This is a genomic window from Bifidobacterium sp. B4079 (assembly GCF_026537385.1).
Taxonomy (GTDB): Bacteria; Actinomycetota; Actinomycetes; order Actinomycetales; family Bifidobacteriaceae; genus Bombiscardovia; species Bombiscardovia asteroides_I.
Genome location: NZ_JAFNMH010000002.1, coordinates 435,910 through 456,874 on the forward strand (window position 1 = coordinate 435,910; position 20,965 = coordinate 456,874).

The 20,965-nt window shown below is 60.3% G+C and carries 18 protein-coding genes and 1 tRNA gene; 11 read left to right on the top strand and 8 right to left on the bottom strand.

Annotation, left to right across the window (positions count from 1 at the left end; genetic code table 11):
* Positions 1-27: 27 nt before the first annotated feature.
* Positions 28-1,701 (bottom strand): phosphoglucomutase (alpha-D-glucose-1,6-bisphosphate-dependent), encoded by a 1,674-nt coding sequence (gene pgm / locus J3T95_RS06590; RefSeq protein WP_267450849.1) that lies wholly within the window; start codon positions 1,699-1,701, stop codon positions 28-30.
* Positions 1,702-1,763: 62 nt separating this feature from the next.
* A complete protein-coding gene (locus J3T95_RS06595; RefSeq protein WP_267450850.1) occupies positions 1,764-2,858 on the bottom strand; it encodes a diacylglycerol/lipid kinase family protein in 1,095 nt (364 codons plus the stop codon).
* A gap of 259 nt (positions 2,859-3,117) precedes the next feature.
* Here J3T95_RS06595 and J3T95_RS06600 point away from each other — a divergent pair, with 259 nt between their 5' ends.
* The 8 genes from J3T95_RS06600 (at position 3,118) to J3T95_RS06635 (ending at position 10,568) form a co-directional block, all read left to right on the top strand.
* Positions 3,118-3,795 (top strand): serine dehydratase beta chain, encoded by a 678-nt coding sequence (locus tag J3T95_RS06600; RefSeq protein ID WP_267444106.1) that lies wholly within the window; start codon positions 3,118-3,120, stop codon positions 3,793-3,795.
* Between the two features lie 11 nt (positions 3,796-3,806).
* Positions 3,807-4,682 carry an L-serine ammonia-lyase, iron-sulfur-dependent, subunit alpha gene (sdaAA, locus tag J3T95_RS06605; protein WP_220237452.1) on the top strand — a complete coding sequence of 292 codons (876 nt, stop codon included), beginning with the start codon at positions 3,807-3,809 and terminating at the stop codon, positions 4,680-4,682.
* Between the two features lie 37 nt (positions 4,683-4,719).
* Positions 4,720-6,042 carry an aromatic amino acid transport family protein gene (locus J3T95_RS06610; RefSeq protein ID WP_267450851.1) on the top strand — a complete coding sequence of 441 codons (1,323 nt, stop codon included), beginning with the start codon at positions 4,720-4,722 and terminating at the stop codon, positions 6,040-6,042.
* A gap of 106 nt (positions 6,043-6,148) precedes the next feature.
* On the top strand, positions 6,149-7,435 hold the full coding sequence (gene serS, locus J3T95_RS06615; protein ID WP_220236227.1) for a serine--tRNA ligase: 1,287 nt from the start codon (positions 6,149-6,151) through the stop codon (positions 7,433-7,435).
* A 92-nt stretch (positions 7,436-7,527) separates the two neighbouring features.
* A tRNA-Ser gene (locus J3T95_RS06620) sits at positions 7,528-7,612 on the top strand.
* Positions 7,613-7,879: 267 nt separating this feature from the next.
* On the top strand, positions 7,880-8,302 hold the full coding sequence (locus J3T95_RS06625) for a hypothetical protein (protein ID WP_267450852.1): 423 nt from the start codon (positions 7,880-7,882) through the stop codon (positions 8,300-8,302).
* Positions 8,303-8,381: 79 nt separating this feature from the next.
* On the top strand, positions 8,382-8,894 hold the full coding sequence (locus tag J3T95_RS06630) for a YbaK/EbsC family protein (protein ID WP_267450853.1): 513 nt from the start codon (positions 8,382-8,384) through the stop codon (positions 8,892-8,894).
* A gap of 141 nt (positions 8,895-9,035) precedes the next feature.
* Positions 9,036-10,568 (top strand): ClC family H(+)/Cl(-) exchange transporter, encoded by a 1,533-nt coding sequence (locus J3T95_RS06635; RefSeq protein ID WP_416378753.1) that lies wholly within the window; start codon positions 9,036-9,038, stop codon positions 10,566-10,568.
* A gap of 12 nt (positions 10,569-10,580) precedes the next feature.
* Here J3T95_RS06635 and J3T95_RS06640 read toward each other — a convergent pair whose 3' ends face one another.
* The gene (locus J3T95_RS06640) at positions 10,581-11,192 is read right to left on the bottom strand and encodes a Type 1 glutamine amidotransferase-like domain-containing protein (protein ID WP_267450855.1); all 612 of its coding nucleotides are present in this window, start codon (positions 11,190-11,192) and stop codon (positions 10,581-10,583) included.
* A gap of 172 nt (positions 11,193-11,364) precedes the next feature.
* On the opposite strand from J3T95_RS06640, the gene J3T95_RS06645 reads away from it, so the two are divergent.
* A complete protein-coding gene (locus J3T95_RS06645; protein ID WP_267450856.1) occupies positions 11,365-12,084 on the top strand; it encodes a hypothetical protein in 720 nt (239 codons plus the stop codon).
* Between the two features lie 8 nt (positions 12,085-12,092).
* Here J3T95_RS06645 and J3T95_RS06650 read toward each other — a convergent pair whose 3' ends face one another.
* Both J3T95_RS06650 and J3T95_RS06655 read right to left on the bottom strand, forming a co-directional pair.
* Complete coding sequence (locus J3T95_RS06650; protein ID WP_220236221.1) at positions 12,093-12,794, bottom strand: LuxR C-terminal-related transcriptional regulator; 702 nt, start codon at positions 12,792-12,794, stop codon at positions 12,093-12,095.
* Positions 12,795-12,892: 98 nt separating this feature from the next.
* The gene (locus J3T95_RS06655; RefSeq protein ID WP_267450857.1) at positions 12,893-14,206 is read right to left on the bottom strand and encodes an ATP-binding protein; all 1,314 of its coding nucleotides are present in this window, start codon (positions 14,204-14,206) and stop codon (positions 12,893-12,895) included.
* Between the two features lie 113 nt (positions 14,207-14,319).
* On the opposite strand from J3T95_RS06655, the gene J3T95_RS06660 reads away from it, so the two are divergent.
* A complete protein-coding gene (locus J3T95_RS06660; protein ID WP_267450858.1) occupies positions 14,320-16,224 on the top strand; it encodes a PspC domain-containing protein in 1,905 nt (634 codons plus the stop codon).
* The gene (locus tag J3T95_RS06665; RefSeq protein WP_267430170.1) at positions 16,217-16,651 is read left to right on the top strand and encodes a hypothetical protein; all 435 of its coding nucleotides are present in this window, start codon (positions 16,217-16,219) and stop codon (positions 16,649-16,651) included. The genes J3T95_RS06660 and J3T95_RS06665 overlap by 8 nt, the downstream gene beginning before the upstream one ends.
* Here the strand turns inward: J3T95_RS06665 and J3T95_RS06670 are convergent.
* From J3T95_RS06670 to J3T95_RS06680, 3 genes are read right to left on the bottom strand one after another with little or no spacing between them, the layout of a single operon-like run.
* On the bottom strand, positions 16,601-18,157 hold the full coding sequence (locus J3T95_RS06670; RefSeq protein WP_220236218.1) for an alpha/beta hydrolase family protein: 1,557 nt from the start codon (positions 18,155-18,157) through the stop codon (positions 16,601-16,603). The genes J3T95_RS06665 and J3T95_RS06670 overlap by 51 nt on opposite strands.
* A 44-nt stretch (positions 18,158-18,201) precedes the next feature.
* Positions 18,202-18,858: a DUF4125 family protein gene (locus J3T95_RS06675; protein ID WP_267450859.1), complete on the bottom strand. Its 657-nt coding sequence runs from the start codon at positions 18,856-18,858 to the stop codon at positions 18,202-18,204.
* Between the two features lie 12 nt (positions 18,859-18,870).
* Positions 18,871-20,883 carry a DUF4037 domain-containing protein gene (locus J3T95_RS06680; protein ID WP_416378746.1) on the bottom strand — a complete coding sequence of 671 codons (2,013 nt, stop codon included), beginning with the start codon at positions 20,881-20,883 and terminating at the stop codon, positions 18,871-18,873.
* Positions 20,884-20,965: the final 82 nt, after the last annotated feature.

Here is a 20,965-nt window from a genome sequence, read left to right on the forward strand (position 1 = left end):
GAGGAGGGCAGGGGTCTTGTCTGAAGCTCAGCCCAGAGCTTTGGTGACCACCTGGTCGGCATCGTCCAGAACCTGATCCAGGGTCTTAGGGGAAACGAAGGATTCGGCGTAGACCTTGTAGATGTTCTCGGTGCCGGAGGGGCGGGCGGCGAACCAGTTGTTCTCGGTGGTTACCTTGATGCCTCCGATTTTGGCCCCATTGCCCGGGGCCTCGGTCAGCTTGGCAGTGATGGGCTCGCCCGCCAGGGTGGAAGCCGTCACATCGTCGCCGTTCAACTGAGCAAACTTCTGCTTCTGCTCCAACGTGGCAGGGGTGTCCACTCGCTTGTACCAGCTTTGGCCGAAGCGTTCCACCTGCTCCTGGTGGAGCTGGGCCGGATTCTTTCCGGTCTTGGCTGTGATTTCGGCAGCCAGGAGGTCAGGGATCAGCCCGTCCTTGTCCGTTGTCCAGACACGGCCGTCCCGGCGCAGGAAGCTCATCCCGGAGCTCTCCTCGCCGCCGAAGGCCACCTCGCCCTTGAAGAGAGGGTTGACAAACCACTTGAAGCCTACAGGCACCTCGATCAGCCTGGCGCCGATGGAGGCAGCCACGCGGTCGATCAGGGAGGAGGAGACCAGGGTCTTGCCGATGCCGGCGCCTTGGGGCCATCCGGGTCGGTTGCCCGAGAAGAGGTATTCCGCGCAGACGGCGATGTAGTGGTTGGGGTTCATAACACCGGTTCCTGGACAGACGATGCCATGCCGATCGGCATCCGGATCGGTGCCGCCCACCAGGTCGTAGGAGTCCCAGGCCCCGGCGTTGAGGCGATCAACCAGACCCTTCATGGCATAGGGTGAGCTGGGATCCATGCGGATTTTCCCATCGTGGTCAATGGTCATGAACCGCCAGGTCGGATCAACCTCTGGGTTGACGATGCCGATGTTCAGGCCGTACTTTTCATTGATCAGCGGCCAGTAGTTGACCGAGGCGCCGCCCAGCGGATCGATGCCCAGACGCACCCCGGAAGATCTGAGCAGATCAAAGTCGATGACATTGCCCAGGTCAGCCACGTAGTGTTCCCGGTAGTCGAAGCGCTCCACGAGGTCGGATTTAATGGCATCCTCAAAGGGAATCCGCTTGACCCGCTTGTAGTCGCCCAGAAGCTCATTGGCGCGTTGCGCTATGGCGTTGGTGGTTTCGGCCGGAGCCGGACCGCCTGTGGGCGGGTCATACTTGAATCCACCGTCAGCGGGTGGGTTATGAGAGGGGGTGACCACGATGCCGTCAGCCAAATCCTTGCCGGAGAAGCGTTGGGTGCCGTCGGCCGCCCGGTTGTGCGTCAGGATGGCCTGGGAGACGGTGGGTGTGGGCGTGTAGTCATCATTGGCGTCAATGCGCACCCGTACCCTGTTTGCTGTCAGGACCTCGATGGCCGTCTTCCAGGCGGGCAGGGAGAGGGCGTGGGTGTCGCGGCCCAGGTAGAGCGGTCCGGTGGCCCCGTCCTTGGCTCGCTGTTCGGCTATGGCCTGGCTGATGGCCACGATGTGGGCCTCGTTGAAGGAGGTTGTCAGGGCGGAGCCACGATGCCCGGAGGTGCCGAAGGACACGCGCTGGGAGGGGATGGAAGGGTCGGGGATGAGATCGTAGTACCTGCCAATCAGATCGTCGACGTTGATCAGATCTTCTGGGCTGGCAGGCCTGCCTGCGTTCTGTGCTGTCATGGCTCCCATCATGCCACCCCGGCATGAGAAAGCGGACAGAGGGGTAACAGGCTCTCCCAGTCTCAGTCGGACCGGGGCACCCGCACGTTCAGGGCCCGGTGCTCCACGCTGAGCGCAATATGGCGTGTCTCGCCCAGAATGTCGCCGTCCACTTGGGCCAAAGCGGGCTTCTCCAGGCGGATCTCGGCCTTGGATCCTTGCAGCTGGACGATGGTGGAGTTGGTGGATAGGGGGCTCTGGCTGGCTTTGCGGGTGATGGTCTGATGCATGACATCTCCAAAGAGGTTGGCCCAGCCGATCAGGCCAGCTGAGGTGTCGATGATCTCGAAGTCCAGGATGCCGTCCTCATAGGAGGCGGCGGGCATGAGGGAGAATCCGGGAATCTCCCCGCAGTTGCCAGCCATGAAGGTGCGGAAGGTAACCGAGGTATTGGTCTGCGTGACCTGGTCGGGCCGTGTGATGGCGATGTCGGCCGTGTACTTGGGTGCGAACAGATGCTTAGCGCCGCTGATGAAGTATGCCAGCCAGCTGACCGTCTTCTTCAGATTGGGGTCGGTGTCGTCGATCATCAAGGCATCAAATCCGATGCCGGCGATGATCAGGAAGGCATGGCCCCGTCGTCGCTCCTGATCCTCCTGGTCCAGCAGAGCCATGCGCCCTACGTCGACCTGGGTGGATCCGTGCGAGGTAGCCACGGCCAGGGCGGCATCCAGATCGCCTACGGGAATGCCCATGTTCCGAGCGAAGAGGTTGCCGGTCCCGATGGGGATGATGCCCATGACATGATCGCTGGATGCCATGGCGCTGGCCACGGTGCGTACGGTTCCGTCCCCGCCCACGGCAACGACTACATTGGCCCCGCGGTCCAGTGCCATGCGGGCGCAGGCCCTCCCGTCCCGATCCAGCCGGGTTTCGATGAAGCTGAATTCGCGGATGCCCTTGTCGCGGCAGTATTGCTGGATGCGCTCGCGGGCGGCAGCCGCCTGTGGCTTGGAGGGGTTGATGACGAAAGCGTAGCTGAGCTGGTCGTCGTCCCGGGCCAGGATCTGCATGGCGAACCTATGCCGCCTTTGGACGCGAAAAACCAGCACCACCGCCGTGACGACAATGGCCGCCACCGCCAGGATGCCGAGGATGACGATCGCTGGAATTGGCATGACTCCATTGTGCGCGCGGTGCCGACCCGAAGCCCTTGGGCGTGTCCGACGTGAACGAACCCTCTACGTATGGGGGGGGGGGGGGCAACATCCGCTGATGTAACACTTCCGAGACTTATGATAAATTTTTTGATTTGTGATATGAAAATTGCAAATGTAGGATGAATGTAGTCCGCTCGGACCCGTCAGTATGGTGCAGCAGCGGTAATCGCAAAGCATGAAACTTCAACGCCTGGCGGAACGGGAAGAGGAAGTAGGCATGGGTAAATACAAAAGCGTATTTGACATCATCGGCCCCATTATGATAGGTCCTTCAAGTTCGCATACGGCTGGAGCGGTGGCTATCGGACGGGTCGGCCATATCCTTATAGGAGGGGCGCCGCGTCGAGCCGATATCCACTATTATGATTCCTTCGCGCAAACCCACAAGGGGCACGGCACTGACTACGCCATAGTTGGCGGTTTGCTCGGTTTTGCGCCTGACGACACCCGTGTTCCCGAAGCTGTCGAGATCGCCCAAAAACAGGGTATGACGCTGGCTTTTCACGAGGAAGAAGGGCCCAGTCCCATAGGCCACCCCAATACTGCAGTTGTTGATCTGCTTGGTGACGGCGGCCGGGTGACTTATGCGGCCTGTTCCATCGGGGGCGGGACCATTGAGGTGCGTCGCATCAGATTGGACGGATGCGCTATCACCCCCTCCGGGCTTCTGCCCATTCTTTTGGTGGAACGCGATCAGTCCGAAAATGACGGTGGCGGTTGGTTGGAGCAGATGCAGGACCGGCTTCAAGAAGCAGGCGTGACGAAACAGACCCGGTACGAGTCCGGGGATCGGCCTGGCATGACGCTCTATGACTTCGATCTGGACAACCCATTGTCGGCACAGATGCAGCAAGAGATCGCCGGTCACTCGTCCCGGATGATCTACATCGACTAGGAGGCATTGAAATGTTCAGCTCGATCGCCGAATTGGTGGGTATGGCCCAAGATCGCGGCCTGTCGATATCGGATATAGCGATTGACGAGGAGATGCGTCGATATCATGAGACCCGCGAGGAAGTTTGGGCGAAGATGTCCAAGAATCTGCAAACGATGAAATCAGCCGTGGACAGGGGCTCCCAAGGCAAGGGCGTGTTCTCCAAGACCGGCTTGACCGGTGGCGAGGCAGCCCTGCTGGAGCATTACAGGAAGACGCGGACCAGCCTGAGCGGCGATGCCATGCTGGAAGCCGTCGTGGCTGCAATGGCGACAAACGAGGTCAATGCTGCCATGGGGATCATCTGCGCGACCCCTACCGCTGGTTCTTCGGGCACGTTGCCTGGTGTGATCACCGTTCTCAAGAACCGGTTGGGATTAGATGATGATAAACTGATTCGTTGTCTGTTCACTGCCGGCGCCTTTGGGCTTGTCACAGCCAACCAGGCCATGATCGCCGGGGCCACAGGCGGCTGCCAGGCCGAGGTGGGCAGCGCTTCCGGCATGGCGGCCGCAGCGGCGGTAGAGGGGGCCGGGGGGGATTCCTCCACATGTGCCCAGGCCTTCGCCATCGCATTGAGCAACCTGCTGGGCCTGGTCTGTGATCCTGTCGCTGGTTTGGTGGAGATCCCCTGTGTCAAGCGCAACGCCATAGGTACTGCCAACGCTCTTGTAGCTGCCGATATTGCGCTCTCCGGCGGCGTGAGCAGGATTCCAGCTGATGAGGTTATTGGAGCAATGAAGTCCATCGGCGAGAGCATGCCCTCCTCATTGCGGGAAACGGGCATTGGCGGTTTGGCGGGCACCCCTACCGGCAAGCGGTTCCGCAGGACCGTGTTCGACAAGTAACGAAGAGGTTTGAAGAAGAAAGAAGAAAGGTTCCGGTATGACGAATGCGGAAAACCCGACTGCCCGCGTTGAAGCGGCAAAGGGGACCAAGGAATATGCTGCCAAATGGCATAAGGGCGATACGGTATGGATGCTGAGCCTGTTCGGCACCGCCATCGGAGCCGGAGTGCTCTTCTTGCCTATCGATGCGGGCAGCGGCGGCATCATGGGGCTGATCTTCATGCTGATCATCGCCTTCCCGACTACTTTCTTCGCCCATAGAGCCATGAGCAGGTTCGTGCTCTCAGCCGATAAGCCGGGCGATGACATCACTGACGTGGTGGAGGAGCACTACGGCTACGGTTTTGGCTTGATCTTCACGATCATTTATTTCCTGTCGATTTTCCCGATCCTGCTGGTCTACGGCATTTCCATCACCAACACGGCTGAAAGCTTCATCGTCAACCAGATGCACATGTCGGCTCCTCCGCGGTGGCTTCTATCCCTGGTGCTTGTCGTCGTGCTCATGGCCATTGTCCGCCTGGGCACCGCAGTCACCACCAAGGTGATGAGCATCCTTGTCTATCCCTTCGTTGCCGTGCTGGTGCTCTTCTCCCTCTATTTGATTCCTCACTGGAACACCGCCATCTTCTCCAGCTTCCCTCGCAACAGCGCAGGTGGTTTCAGCATTTCCGGCCTGCTGGAAAGCCTCTGGCTGCTCATTCCCGTCATGGTCTTCGCATTCAATCATTCGCCTATCATCTCCTCCTTCTCGGTCGCCGAGCGAGAGGAATACGGCGACAAGTATGTCGACGGCAAGGTGACCAGCATTCTCAAGCGTGCTGAACTGCTCATGGTCAGCGTGGTCATGTTCTTCGTCTTCAGCTGCGTGCTTTCGCTGTCGCCGGCGGACCTTGCCCAGGCAAAGGCTCAGAATGTGTCGATCCTGACTTATATCGCCAACCACTTCAACAATCCCATCATCAACTATGTAGCGCCCTTCATAGCCTTCGTCGCCATCGCGAAATCCTTCCTGGGCCATTATCTGGGCACCAGCGAGGGATTGAGCGGCATCATCAGGAAGGTAGCCAAGAAGGCTGACCGTCGAGTGCCTGAAAAGACCATGCAGTTCATGGTGGAGGGCTTCATCCTTCTGGTGGCTTGGCTGGTGGCCTGGGCCAACTTCTCAGTCATGAACATGATCGAAACCATGATCGGCCCTATTATCGCCTTCGTTCTCTTCCTCATGCCCATGTATGCCATCCATACAGTGCCTTCGCTCAAGAAATATTCAGGCAAGGCCAGCAACGTCTTCATTGTGGTCATTGGTTTGATCGCAGTCAGTGCAATCTTCTACAATATTGTTCACTTGTTCGTCTGAGTGAGGTTGTGAGGCGCTGCGGGATCCGTCCGCTTTCTCGATGCGTTGCAGGATCCGGAAGGGTCCGGACGGATCCCGTGTCCTTTGAAAGGAATACAATTCAGATATGTTAGATATTAGATTCATTCAGGAACATCCGGATGTGGTCCGTGAATCACAGCGCAAGCGTGGCGAATCCGTCGAACTCGTCGACGAGGTGCTCAAGGCGGACGAAGAGCGCAGAGTCGCACTCCAGGATTATGAGAGCTCCAGAGCCGAGCAGAAGTCGCTTGGCAAGCGCGTGGCGTCGGCCTCCCCAGATGACAAGGCCGAGCTGTTGGCACAGACCAAGAGCCTGTCGGACAAGGTGAACGCCAGCAAGTCAGCCTCTGATGAGGCCAACGCCAAGTACACCGACCTCATGTGGAAGTTCAGCAACCTGGTAGAACCCGAAGCTCCCGAGGGCGGCGAAGATGACTACGTGGTTGTCAAGAAGGTCGGCACTCCACGTGACTTCGCCAAGGAGGGCTTCCAGCCCAAGAACCATCTGGAGCTGGGCGAGGGCGTCGCTGGAATCGACATGCGCAGGGGCGTCAAGATCTCAGGTTCCCGCTTCTACTTCCTGCGTGGCGATGTGGCACGGCTGGAGATAGCCATGCTGACCATGGCCGTGGATCAGGCCATGGAGCATAACTTCATTCCTACGATCACACCCACTCTGGTCCGTCCCGAAATCATGGCCGGCACCGGATTCCTCGATTCCCATGCTGACGAGATCTACCGTCTGCGCGAGCCTGACGACCAGTATCTGGTAGGCACCTCTGAAGTCTCCCTGGCAGGCATGCATGAGGATGAGATCCTGGATCTGAGCAAGGGCCCGCTGCGCTACTGCGGCTGGTCCAGCTGCTACCGGCGCGAGGCTGGTTCCGCCGGCAAGGACACCATGGGCATCATCCGCGTCCACCAGTTCGACAAGGTGGAGATGTTCGTTTACTGCAAGCAGGAGGACTCCCGCGACCAGCACAAGCAGCTGCTGGCCATGGAGCAGGAGATGCTGGCCAAGGTGGACGTGCCCTACAGGATCATCGACACTGCCGCAGGAGACCTTGGATCCTCGGCAGCCCGCAAGTTCGATTGCGAGGCCTGGGTGCCCACCCAGGGTCGGTATCGTGAGCTGACATCAACCTCCAACTGCACCGAGTTCCAGGCCCGTCGCCTCAATGAGCGTGAGCGGCTGGAGGACGGTTCCACTCGTCCTGTCAGCACGCTCAATGGGACCCTGGCCACCACCCGCTGGCTGGTCGCCATCCTGGAGAACCACCAGAACGCCGACGGCTCCATCGTCGTGCCTGAGGCCATGCGCTCCTATGTGGGCGGCAAGGAGGTCATTGAGCCCAGGGCCTGGGAGGGCTGAGTCGTTGTGTCAGGATTCGCCGACATTCCGGCGGTGGTCTGATGGAGTCTGATGCCGTATGATAAATGGCGTGCCTAATCGGCACGCCTAATGGACAGGTGTCTGAGCGGTCGAAAGAGACGGTCTTGAAAACCGTTGTGGCGCAAGTCACCGCGGGTTCGAATCCCGCCCTGTCCGCCTGATCAGTGCCCTGAGAGTGATCTCGGGGCATTCTCGCATCCATGGCTGCGATTTGTCATGGCATCAGGGCAGAAGCATGGGCATGGTGACGGTCCGGACTGAACTTTGGCGTCTACAATGATAAAAGGGCCCGTGATCAGTCATGGGAACCGACTGTTGTGCGTCGTCTTTGCGAGGAAAGGCCAGGCTGTGCATCTATTCATCGCCATCGTTTCGCTGCTCGGAGATTGGTTGCTTTTCAGCTTCCCACTTTTCCAAGGACTGATGGAGCTGCGGGAATATCAGGAGCTTTTGGATGGCTTCGACCAGATCAGCAAGAATTGGAGCAAAATCTCGCCCTGGTGGTGGCTGGTCCCCAGTGTCAAGATCAAGCAGGAGCGTCAACGCGGGTATGAAATTCTTCGCCAGGCTACCAGAACCAGGTCCGAGCGTCGACGCGCCCTGAGCTTCCTTGATCAGGCGACCGCCTGGTACTACGTGTCAGTTGCAGGCTGGCTGAAGATGATCTCATCTGCTTATGAACTGCTTGAAACCGTTGACATAGAAAAGAACATTTGGTTACTGATCCTTCTGGTTGTTGCGCTGACCGCCGGCGGTCTGTTCAACGCCTATTACCGCATCAACCGGAAGCGCATCGGACGGAAGGAAAAGGAGCTGAAGCCTGATTCGGAGGTGATCGATGAATGACACGGCGTTTGCGAAAACGGGAGGCCGCGGATCATGGTCAGCCCCCGAACCCGGCGTTGCTCATCTGAATGAAAAGCTTGTGCCAGCGGACGTGCGAACCCTTCTGGATGATTCAGGGGCGAGTTGGCGCCTTGCTCAGCATCCCCCTTTGGACACCATTGACCAGGGCTTGGCTCTGGGCATTGCCGACATACTGGGACTGTCTGCCGATAACCTGTCCAAGTTCCTGTTGCTGGAGGATGCCGGAGGGCTGCTGATGCTCATGGTGGCCAAGGGCATAAGGCGTCCTGATCTGCGTCAGGTGCGGGAACTTGTCGGATGCCGGAGGCTGCACATGGCCTCGGCTGCCACCTTGCGCAAATGTCTGGATACAATGCCGGGCCGTGTCTCGCTGCTGGATCTTGTGGGTCATCAAGGCCAGGTGGACACCGTCGTCCTGGACCGTGATCTGACGGCGACTGATGAACAGACCGCGCTGCCGCTGGGCTCTGATGATGTGTCTATCTGCCTGCCTGGCTCCTGCCTGCCGGACCTTGCCCGCAAGCTGGTCTCTCGGGTGTTCATACTCCCCATGAATGATGTCGTCGACTGAAATCATCCTCGGGTCTCCGCCCCGGAGGAAGCTGGAAGCTGTCGTGCACGCGGGAAGGAAGGGAGCAGGCCGATGAGGCGGAATCTGCCTTGGAGAAGGAAGTCGGCAGATAATGAGGATCAGGATTGTCGTCACCGACCGATGCGGGTGACCAGACCAGGTCGGGCAGGCCGGTGGCTTGTGGCGTTCAGGGCGGCCTGTTGCGGACTGTTGGTGGGAGTGCTGGTGGTGCTCTACCGGCAGGGCATCGGCTATGGCACCAGGTTCGCTCGATGGGCCTACGCGCAAATGCGTGGCCAGCCTCTGATGATTCCTCCATGGCTGCTGGCCGTCCTGGCGGTAGGTCTTGCCCTGGCCTGGATGGTCGGTCGGGTTCCCATGGCCTCCGGCTCCGGCATTCCGCAGGTGGAGGGGGTGGTCATCCACGGCATGCGCATGCCCGCCCTGCCTCTGCTGGGCGTACGATTCCTGGGTGGTCTGGCCTGCGGCATGTTCGGCCTGTCGTTGGGACGCGAGGGCCCCTCGGTGCAGATCGGGGCGGCTGGTTCCCAGCTGGTTTCCCGAGGATTGCGCCGAGATCGTGTGGAGGAGACCTGCCTGGTGACCTCCGGCGCGGCTGCCGGTCTGTCTGCAGCATTCAATGCGCCGCTGTCGGGGATGGTCTTCGCTCTGGAGGAGATCCACCGGTCCTTCTCTCCCATGATCCTTCTGTCGGCGGCCATGGCCTGCCTGAGCGCCGATTTTATCGCCAAGAACCGTTTCGGCCTGCGTCCTGTCCTGGACTTCACCGCGTTGCCCCAGCTGACCATCGCCCAGTATCTGCTGATGATTCCCCTGGGGCTGATGGCCGGCCTGGTGGGGGTTGCCATGAACCGCCTGCTGTTGGTTGTGCAGAGCCTATACAGCCATCTGCCCTCAAAGCTGGGACCGGTGATCTCCCTCTTCCTTGCCCTTCCGGTCGGATTGCTGCTGCCTGCTGTTCTGGGTGGTGGCGAGGACTTGATAGGCAAGGCGGAAGGCGTTCGTGAGGTGGCCTGGTCGGTGGCCATCAACCTGCTGGTTCTGCTGCTGGTCAAGATGCTCTTTACAGCCACTTCCTTCGGCAGCGGCGCCCCTGGCGGCATCTTCATGCCCATCCTGGCAGTCGGTACGCTGGCTGGATCCCTATGCGGGATGGGCGCGGCAGCCTTGGGAATGCCTGTCCGGATCATTCCGGTCTGTGCGGTCTGCGCCATGGCAGGCACTCTGACGGCCTCGGTCAAAGCTCCAATAACCTCCATCCTGCTGACAGTGGAGATGTCCGGCTCTCTGGTCCATATGCTCCCCGTGGCTCTGTGCGCCTTCACAGCCCTGATGGTGTCTGATCTGCTGGGTGTCCAGCCTATTTACGAGGCTCTGTTGGAGCGTTACCGCCGAGGGCATGCTCCCGATGCCCAGGTCCCTGACAGGATCACTGTGGAGTTTCCCATAGAGCATGGCAGTCCGGCGGCTGGTCGTCTGCTGGGGCAGGTCCCCTGGCCGAACGGATGCGCCGTCGTCGGTCTGCGCAGGGGCGAGCATAGGCTGATTCCTGCAGGTGATCTGCGGCTGCTTGCTGGGGATGACGTCATCCTGCTCTGTCCGGGCGATCGACTGGATCAGGCCCGCCAGGTCATGGAAGGCCTCTGTCGCTGAGCGGTCTTCTCCCTAAAGAATGGTCAGGCATCGCCTGCGGATTGCCACGGCCTGGGTGTTGCTGATGGCCACCATAGGTTGATCGTCGCAGTAGCGATTCAGAATGCGACCGGTCACGTCGGCGAAAGGCTCGGAATCCAGGTGGGGGAGGAGGCGGAAGTCCACCAGCCCCAAGCCGGCCGTGGAGTCCAGATCCGGGGCGGCCGAGCGTGGATCCATGGCATCCAGATAGCCGATATCGGGACCGGCCACGACCGCGCCGGCCGATTCGCCGATGTAGGGCTTGCCCTGATCCACCTGTTGCCTGATCAGGTCAGCAGCTCCCGAGCGACGCAGCTCCTGCAGCAGAAAGAAGGTGTTGCCGCCCGACAGGTAGATGAGATCATCCTCCTCCAGGCTCCGGCGTATGGCCTCAGGATCGGCGGTCGAGACTTCCAGATCGTCGATCCGGCATCCCATATCGGTGAATGCCTTGCGAGCTTCCTGGACATAACCATCCGAACGCTGTGGAAGGTTGGCCGTTGGGATGAAGGCCACCGTATGGTTCTTGGGGGAGCTCTCGAGGAAGGTGGGCAACCTGTCAGCGGTAGCGGGGAACGAGGATGTGAGCAGCAGCCGACGCATGACGGCTCCTTTCGTAGCAGGCGGGACTTCCGCCTTGGACAGGTGGCAAAGCATGAAATCCGATTGTTGCTGAACCCAATATATCCATGCAACGACCTCCGCTGAGTGATTGACAACATGTCGACTGGAATCTGCCCTAGGCCCTGTAGGTCCAGATGTCTACTCTGGGGACATGGCAAGGCAGCATCAGGAATTCCAGCAGGGATCTGGTCAAGGCGTATCGGACGACCTGCCAGGTGAGGATACATCCAGCGATGACCGCTTCGATCCAGCGGCCCCAGGTGGGAGCATCCTCTTCGCATTGCCCGGGACCTTAGTGGATTGGGATCCGCGTCGGGCCCTGGTCGGGCAGTACCCTGACAGTGTGATCGATATGGTGCTGGACCCGAAGGACCCTTGGGGCTTCGCCTGTGTCAGCAGACAGATCAATCTGGGCGTAGACCCGCAGCAAGCACTGGCCGACTATGAAACCACTCACGGGCCTGCAGTCGCCTGGGTGGTTCGCGTCTGTCTGGAAAACTACGCCCTGGCAGTGAAGGGCCTGCTTCCCGGAGCGTCGGAGCTGCTGGAGGATCTGCGGCGAGCTGGCCTGGCCCTTTGGGGCCTGGCGGCATCCACTGGTCAGCTGATCGAGTCGGTATCCGAGCTGCTTTCACCGCTCTCTGCCTTGAAAGGTGTCCTGATCTCATCCCAGGAGCATCTGGACCTCTCCGATTCGCTCCTCTATCGTCTAGCTCTGCGCCGTTTCGCCATCAGCCCGGGGCATACGATCTTCGTTGATGCAGACCCTGTGCATGTTGCTGTGGCTGACCGGCTGGGCATGGAAGGGATTGTTGCCCGTGACATCAGCAGTCTGCGTCAGCTTCTTCGCCAGCACGGCGTGGCCTGTTGAGCGGACTTTCAGACGATACGGCGGTCTGCAGCCCAGCGGGTCAGTTCGGTTCGGTTGGATAGCTGGAGTTTGCGCAGGACGTTGGAGACGTGGGTCTCAACCGTCTTGATGGAGATGAAAAGCTCTGAAGCCACCTCGCGGTAGGTGTAGCCCCGGGCGATAAGACGCATGACCTCCTGCTCGCGCGCGGAGAGCCGGTCCAGTTCGTCGTCTTCTGCCAGGCCGGTATCTGCGGCCTCGTCCTCCTGGAAGGCGGAGAGCACGAATCCAGCCAGCTTGGGCGAGAAGACGGCGTATCCTTCGTGCACCTGGCGGATTGAAGAAACCAGATCCTTGGCGGAGATTGTCTTGGTCACGTAACCACGGGCTCCGGCGCGGATGACCGAGCCGACGTCCCTGGGTGAGTCGGATACGGAAAGTGCCAGAAAGACCGACTGCGGGGAGAGGGGGTGGGAGCGGCTTAAGATTTCGGCGCCTCCGCCGCCCTGGCCACCGGGCACATGCACATCCAGCAGAACCACATCGGGGCGGGTCTGCCTGACCATAAGGATGGAGGATTCCACGTCTGCCGCCTGACCCACGATGTGAAAATGCGGCTGCAGGGTGGTGATGACGCCGGTACGGAACATCTCATGGTCGTCAACGACGGCTACGCGAATGTTTGCGGACCCATCCTCGGCTTGATGGGGCTCTGCTGCAGTCGTGGTCATGGGCGTGGTTCAGCCCGCCTTTCCCGACGCGGGTCCTCAAGTACGGGTGGGATCGGACCGGCATGCGTCTGTGAATGAATGGTTCACCATGCATCCTATCATTGCTCGGCATCAGTCCCTTTTTCAGCTCGACCAACCTTGCCCTCCTGGTGCTGGCTGGCTTCGGACAGCGGCATGTGCATCCTGACCTCGGTGCCCCAACCAGGACGGGAGACGATCTCGACCCTGCCGCCCCGCCGACGAATCCGGCCGATGATGGACTCTCGGATTCCCAGGCGATCAGCTGGAATCGCATCCATATCAAAGCCCGAACCGTGGTCGCGCACGTAGACTTCGACCTGATTCCTGCGCGCCTCGCAATACACGGAGATGGGTTCACCACCGTGGGTGACGGCATTGACCAGGGCCTGCCGGGCCGCGTTAAGCAGGGCATCGGTCTGGGCGCAGGGCATGGCATCGCCCACGGTGACCACCTCGATCGGCTTGCCGGATTCGTCCTCCACCTGCGCGGCTATCTGGCTCAGCCCTGTGCTGACTGACCGATCCGAGGGAGTGCGTTCCTGATAGAGCCAGTTGCGCAGATCGCGCTCCTGGGATCGAGCCAGGGTGAAGACGGTATGCGGGTCGTCGGCATGCAGCTGAATCAGGGCCAGGGTCTGCAGAACGCCATCGTGCAGGTGGGCTGCCATATCGGCCCGCTCCTCCTCGCGCTCCTTCATGGCGCGTTCGTCGCCCAGCTGACTGAGGATTGAGCCGATCCAGGGCACGACCACTGCGGTCACGCCCACAAGAAGCAGGCCGGCCAGGACTATCAGAGTCAGAGCCCAAGACAATTCCTGTGTGGATAGCAGGAAGATCACTGCTGCCGACAGGATCAGAGCCAGGCTGCCGATCAGGGCCGACAAGTGGTAGCCGGCTCCTTGGTTTTCCGGCCTCAGCCAGGCCAGGACCAGTCCGGCACAGAAAAGCAAGCAGGGGACGACCAAGGCGGGACGCATGCCGCTCTTGAGCAGAATGACCGCAGACAGGAGGAGGATGATGCCCAGGCCTGCCAACAATCTGGTTATCCGCCCGGGGGTGATGCTGCGATTCTCCTTTTGACCTGACTGTTCAGTCAGGATGCTGGGCGCCAGCGGGGCCGACCGCGGGTCATTCGACTGGATTGCCTGGGTGGGATCGCCCTGGGGCAGCGTCAGCCAAAGAAAGCAGTAAACCACGCAGGTGATCATTTTGGGAGCCAGGAGCACCATGAGCAGGCGGACCCAGAAGACGGGAATACCCAGGTGCAGGCTGATGCCCTTGCAGACTCCGCATAGAATCCTGCCCTTATGCGGCCTCATCAGGGGCATGCGTGCAGGGTGCAGAGGAGGTGGTTCCCTCAACGTTTGTTCTTCCTGCATGGGTGCGTTCATGCCTCCATTATTGTTTCCCGAGGGTACCGATAGGGCAATAAGCGGAAGGAATCAGGGTCCAATCAGGGTGTTCCCCCATAAGATTTGCGCTCGCTGGGTGCTGTAATGAAGATATGAGTAGCGAGATGAACGGCAATGGCCCCGATAATGGTTGGCAGTGGAAGTCCGACAGGTTCTTCCGCGCCTGTAGAGAGTCCTATCTGATCCGCGACCAAGGATGGATCGGCGGTGTCTGCGTAGCCTTGGCCCGTCGGCTGGGCTGGAGCGTGACCCTGGTCAGAGCGCTGATGATTCTGGCGGTCTTTCTCTTCGGCGCCGGTGCCGCCTTTTACGGTTTTGCCTGGTTCGTCTTGCCGGACCGGCGTGGGGTCATCATCGCCCAAGAGTTGATTCACGGGATTTGGCACGCTTCCATGGTGGGTATCATCATTTATTGGCTGCTGGCCATTCTGATTCCTGGAGTCGGACTTTTTTCCTTGGCTTTGGGCGCGCTGATCCTGTTTCTTCTTATCCGGTGGAGCCGCAATAAGGCTCTGCAGCATCAAAGAGATTACGGGAGTGGGCCGAATGCAGACAGACCGGTTTCGGGTGATCCTTGGATGATGGGACCGCAGTATTCGCAACGCCAGCGCGGTGCGGATCCGCGATGGCATTCGAGTCAGCCTGAGTATCCGAGCTTTTCGGGGTATGAGGGATACCAGGATTACACAGGCACACAAAGCAATACACAGTCAGCGAGCAATCCGGGTTCGGAAGGATACAAGGACCAGCCAGAGCATTCCGATTCGTATGGAACTTGGGGACAACAAGGGGATGTGACCTCTTCTGGACCTTTTTTCGGAACAGAGGATTCGGCAAACACTGGCAGCGATTCGAATAATGCGCAGGGTGGGGAGAATCCCATTGCCGGTGCACCTTCCGGAGGCTGTATGGAGACAGACGGTTCTGCAGAACGCGCCGGGGACATGATTCAGCCGGACGGATTCGGCGCCTGGCCGGGCTATGGCGCAGCTGGATCATTCTCGGCTGGGCCAGGAATGGTCGGTAATGGTCCGTCAGTTCCGCCCAGGGTGCGGCGCCGCCCTGCCGGACCTGTGCTGGTCAGTCTGTTGTCGGGGCTGATCCTGGTCTCTGGAGCGGCAGTCTGGTTGATGGCCACGAATCCCTATCGCGGGGTGAATGCGGCCTTGATCTATGCCCTGATATGGGCTGGAGGCGTCACGCTGATCCTGGGAGTGGTCATCCTGATCCTGGGCTTGATGGGTCGCAGGGCGGGAGGGCTGACACCAATTGCTCTGGTGGCATGCCTGGTCGTCATCAGTCTGGGCATCGGTTCGGCCGTGGCAGGCATTGAGCAGAGACAGAACCGCAGGGTCATGGCCGACTATGCCGCTATTCGAGTCAACGGAGGCAATCATGGGCGCACGCTGGGAGCAAGTAGCAGCGACATGAGGCGTTACCACCGTGGCATCAAGCTGGTCGGCGACCCGCACGATCAGGGAAGCGCCGTCATCGACCTTACTGGCTACGAGCACGAACACGGCACCCACCGGGTCCAGGTGATGGCTGATGCGGCGAGTACGGTCTCAGGCTGCCCGACCGGCACAGTCCGACTGGCGGTGGTCTATGCTGATGTCCGTCTACTCATTCCTAAAGGATGCAGCCTGTTCTACCGGGAGCATTCCGACCTCTACAGGGTCTTTGGGTCAGGCGTGGGCGACTGGATAACCCAGACTGATCGGGGAAGCTGGATGTGGTGGGGCGATTCGTTGCCATCAGCTGAACGACGCGATTGGGAGGAAGACCTGCGAGCCACCCAGGAGGATCAGCAGCATATGCCTGACCAGCCTGAGTTGATCGTCGACGCCAGTCTATTGACGGGTGGCCGGGTAACTGTACAAGCCCGCGGGAGCGTCACCCAGCCGGAGCGGGCGCAGGCCGACAACGGACCAATCAGCGAATATTGGGATTACGGCTACCACGCCTGGTGGCAGGAGGAGGATCAGGAAGATGACTGACAAGCAACAATTAGGAGAAAGCCAGCCGCTGGATCCTCAGGGTCGGAACACCGCGGCCATGCCGACCGCTTCCCAGTCGGGACAGGCGCATGACACGCAGACGCCCCCGCCGATATACCAAGTCCGGATGCAGCCGCCGGAACCGGTCCGTCCGAGCGGCCCCAGCGTTCCCACTATCATTTTGGGTGTCCTGGTCGGACTTCTGGCTCTGGCTATGCTGGCCTTGGGATTAGTCTTTCTGCGTTACGGTCCGTACCTGACTATGACCATACCCTGGCAGCGGATTCTGCCTTTCATTCTGATCGGACTGGGCGTGGTTCTGATTGGCGTGGCCATATTGTGCTGGTTGGCATCATCAAAGCGTACCCGCCAGGATTCAAACCGCCAGGACGTTCCAGAAGATCAAGCTGCCAAGGATGGCCAGTGACCCCAGCAGGGTCAGAGCCAGTGTCAGCCAGTGGCCAGCCCCGGCCACAGCTGGCTCTTTGTCGGATCGGCTGACGATAGAAGTCATGGTGCTCGCCAAGAGCATGGTGAGCACCAGGCAGAGGACCGACAAGAAGGGCCAGCAGGATGTCATTACTGAGGACAGATGGACCAGGCCGAGTGCCTGACGGACCGTAGTAAGGGCATAGGCCAGCAGGGCCGTCATCAGTCCTGCGGCGAGCAGGGCCAGTGACCAGAGCCGTCCCGTCAGGCCTTTGCTGAAACCGGGCCGTTCTCGGTCATTCTGCCGCGCTCGCAGATGTGAGTTCAAAGCTCCGATTAGAGCAGACACCAGGGCGGCAGCCAGCAGACAGGGGCCGCTGGCCATCAACATCAACAGGGCAGTCAATGAGGAAAGGAGCCCGGCGTCGGTGCGATCAGGTACCCGATTGAGCTGGCGGGGTTGGCTGCCGGCAATCATGGGAGTGGACCACTGGTCGGCCTGGGTGCCCTGTGCTACAGCATTGATCCAGTCTTCCAGATTATGGGTATATCGAGGTTCCAGGGGCAACCCGGCCTTGGCCAGCCTGCTGCCGGTGCGGATCTGATGGTTGGTGGGGTAGTAGCGCAGGGTTACGTTGTCGTTGCCGCTTGCATGGGTTCTGCGGATGATCTCGCGCGCCCCCTGCTCGACCGGCATGGAGACATCCATAGTGCCGAAGTTGATCATGACCGGCATATGCAGCTTATCCAGATAGGGCAGGGAGGGGAAGTCGGCGTATTCCAGGCCCAGAAGGGACAGGTCCATGCCCATGAGCCTAGGTATCACGTTGCGGATCCCCTTGGGTGCGTCAATCAGGTCCAAGTAGCTGGTGGCCGCCATGGCCATCTGCCGCCGCCCCGGGTAGACGGGAGGCGAGGTCAGGATGGAAAAGGCGATGCTGGGATCCTTGGCGGTCATGATGGTCGATATCCAAGTGCCCTCGGACTCGGCGTACAGGCCCACTTTGGTCGGATCTACGCCTGGCCAAGAGCGCAGATGGCTAAGGGAACGCCCGTAGTCTGCGGCCATGGCCTGATAATCACGGTGGAAAGCGGTATAGGTGTCCAAGCGCTTGTCGGGCACCAGGGTGGTGATGCCGGCTGAGGCCATGGCTGAAGCCAGGTCGCCATACACCTCGGAGGATTTGCCTGTTCCGGCACCATGGATGAACAGACAGGCTGGTCCGGTGCCCTTTCGGTCGCTTGGCTCTCTGACGATGGCTTGGACACGAACTCCTCCATCCAAAGTGATCCTGATCTTCCGTTCCCTGACTGGGTGGGTGCCCTCAGGGGTAGTGGGGCCCAAACTCGAGGCGACGGCAGTGGAGCGGGTCGAGACATGCAGATGGTCGCGGTAGGGTTCCACCTGCCAGTCCGGCGTCATGGCTTGGCCCAAAAGAAGCACGACCAGCAGGATGACCACAAAGGAGGCGGCAGTTAAGCCCGCCCTTTTCAGCTTTTGCACCCGTCAACTCTACCCGACTGCTCGACTGGTTGCAGAGATGGACCTTATGATCGTGGTTCAGGTAGTCGGTCCTGGGCCTGTTCGGCCTCGTCCAGGGTCTCAAAGCCGTTCATCTGCACCGTGGCCAAAATGGTTTCCTCGGTGAGATTGCCGCCCCGGGCCTCGATCTGGGCCACCATGGACTGGTAGAGGTCCAGTGTTCGGGCCGAGTAGGTGCCGAGTTCGCCACGCAGGTATGTTTCGAAGGAGGTGGTCTCCGGCGTGTCTTCGCTGGTGCGCAGGACCCGCATCTCCTGACCTAGGCGGGGGTAACGCTCGCTGAAGCTTTTGGCCCAGGCCACCTGCTTGTTGATGATGCGCTCCTGCTGCTCCTGGCGATCCAGGCCCAGCCTGGGCAGGTAGGGGGCGATGGTGTCGTGGTACTGGTCCGGGGCTGTGGATTCCATCATCCGACCGTACTTCTCGGTCAACAGGTTGCGCCCCTCTTTGTCGGCCTGGTCCAGGTCGTCCGCATAGCTGGACAGCAGGGGATGCGGCCAGGTCAGAAACTGGCTCAGGCGCATCTGGTGGAACATGGGCCAGTTGCCCTGACAGTTGGCCGGACCTCCCTCATTGTTGACCTGCTGGAACTGTTCCCATTCGTGGTGGACGATCCGCTCGCGCAGAGATCTCTCATCCTGGCATTGCTCGTCGTTTGCCATCCTCGGCTCCTTTCAGATGCTGTGCAGAATCGGATCCTCGCTAGAGATGTGGGCTTCGACATAGGGGCGCTGCCATTCCAGGAAGGTTTCCGGGCTGTTGGTCAAGCCTTCGGCTTGCAACTCTTCTACGATTCTTGCGCAGATGGACTCCACAAGTTTGGTGACGCGTTCGGCGGCCGGTCGGGATCCCTTGCCGCCTTCGCCAAAGCCTTGCCCCCCGTAGCAGGCAGCCGAAGCCAGGCGCAGGATGTCTTCCAGTTGCTCGGTCAGATCGGACAGTCTGGTGGCCATTCGTCCGCTCAGTCGCCGCAGGGCCGCGAAGGTCCACTTGTAGTAGGGCAGATACCCGACTGTCAACGGATTGTTGATCAGGAAGATCAGGGAGGCACAGGCCTGCACGAATTCGTTGATTGACAGCATGACTGCAGCCCCGTCGCCCCGTTGCAGACTCCGCGGCAGGTTGTACTGGCCTGCCTGGGCGATCATGCCCAGCCGACGGGAGATTAGGCAGAATCGCACATCGTCGGGCATCGCCTTGAACCCCTGCCGGGTGGCCAGCATCTGTCCCAGAGGATCTGCGAAAATCCTGCCGTTGGTGGCCGCCGCCAGCGTCGCCTCGTCCAGGAGCAGCCACTCGTGGGAGTGATCCTCCGGGGGCGCCTGCCGGTAGCCGGTCAGGGATTCGAAGAAGGCGCCGATCTCGAAGACGCCTACGCGCCGGTTGCTTCCTTTTGCTCTGACGCTGTCGGTCCGCGCACCGAACCCCATGAACTCAGTGGGCAGGGTCTCATAGTCCTTCTGCAGCTGGCCGCCAATGGCTTGGTAATCCTCGCTGGTCAGCCACAGACAGAAGCCCGGGCCGAAATCATGGTCTCGGGAGATGGCATCGTCAAACCCATAGCAGTCCGAGCCATGGCCCATCAAGCCCACGGCAATCCTGCCGCGATATTGAGGGTAGCGTTCCTCCAGCATGGGGCGACCCACCTGCTCCCAGTAGGCCTTGGCCAGATCCAGCCCTTGAATATCCGGGCGGGAGTCATGCCGATCGTTGTCATCGTTCTGGTACCTGGTCTCCGGCTGGCTGGATGCTGCTTCGCCAGTCTGATCGGATAGATCTTTGTCCCCGGCCTCTTCGGCTGCGTACTGGGCCTGGTCCAGATTGGCCTTTGTGACCTGGTAGTAATCGCTGCCCTTGCCGTACCGGTCCTCAATGATGGCCAGGGCCTTGCGGTAGGTGTCTGCCGACTGGCTGAAACGACCGGTCATGTAGCAGACCTGGGCGAAGCCTGCCAGGGCCGAGGCATAGTGTGCGCTGTTCTCCAGGTGGCCGGTTCGATAGATGCTAAGGGCGGTGCGGGCCTGGTTCCAAGCCTCTTGCAGAGCCTGCGGATTGTCCTTGCTCTGCATGAGCAGGAGGGCAAGATTGGTGTGGGTGGAGGCCAGATCCAGATCCCGGGAAGGATCAGTACTGGAATTCTCCAGGATGTCCATGGCCCGGCGCAGCTCCTGCTCGGCCTTGTCGGGCCGCTTGGTTTCGCTGTAGAGCATGGACAGGTTGTTGTGCAGGGCGGCCAGCCGTCGGTCCCTGGGCCCAAGAGTTTTGGCTGCGGAGGCAAGCGCCTGCCGGTAGAGGTCTTCAGCTTGGTCGTACTTCTTGGCTGCCCGCAGACCTGTGGCTGCATTGATCAGGGTGGTCGTCCAGGCCTCGGACCCTTCGATGCGCATGCGTGTGGCCAGCTCGATGGTGCGCTGGATTATCCACATATTCTCCTGGTGGCGACCCTGGGACCGGTAGAAGCCCATGGTTTCGTTCAGCACGGTCAGCAGTCCGGTGTCATCGCCCGCATTCTCCGCATCCACCAGCGCCTGCTGCAGGTAGGGTCCGGCCTGATCGCGGGCCTTGCCGGCGTTGAAGATGACATCCAGTCCGTCCAGGAAGGCCTGGGTGTCGAAGCTGCCGTCCGGTTGCATGTAGGACGGTTGGGGCTCTTTCTGCTTGCTGTCCTGCCGACTGACCTCGTCCATGTGGCCTCCGCTCGTCATCAATGATGGAATCATGATGCACGCGATCATACGATGCGTCAATTCTTATATATTCTACGGCTTG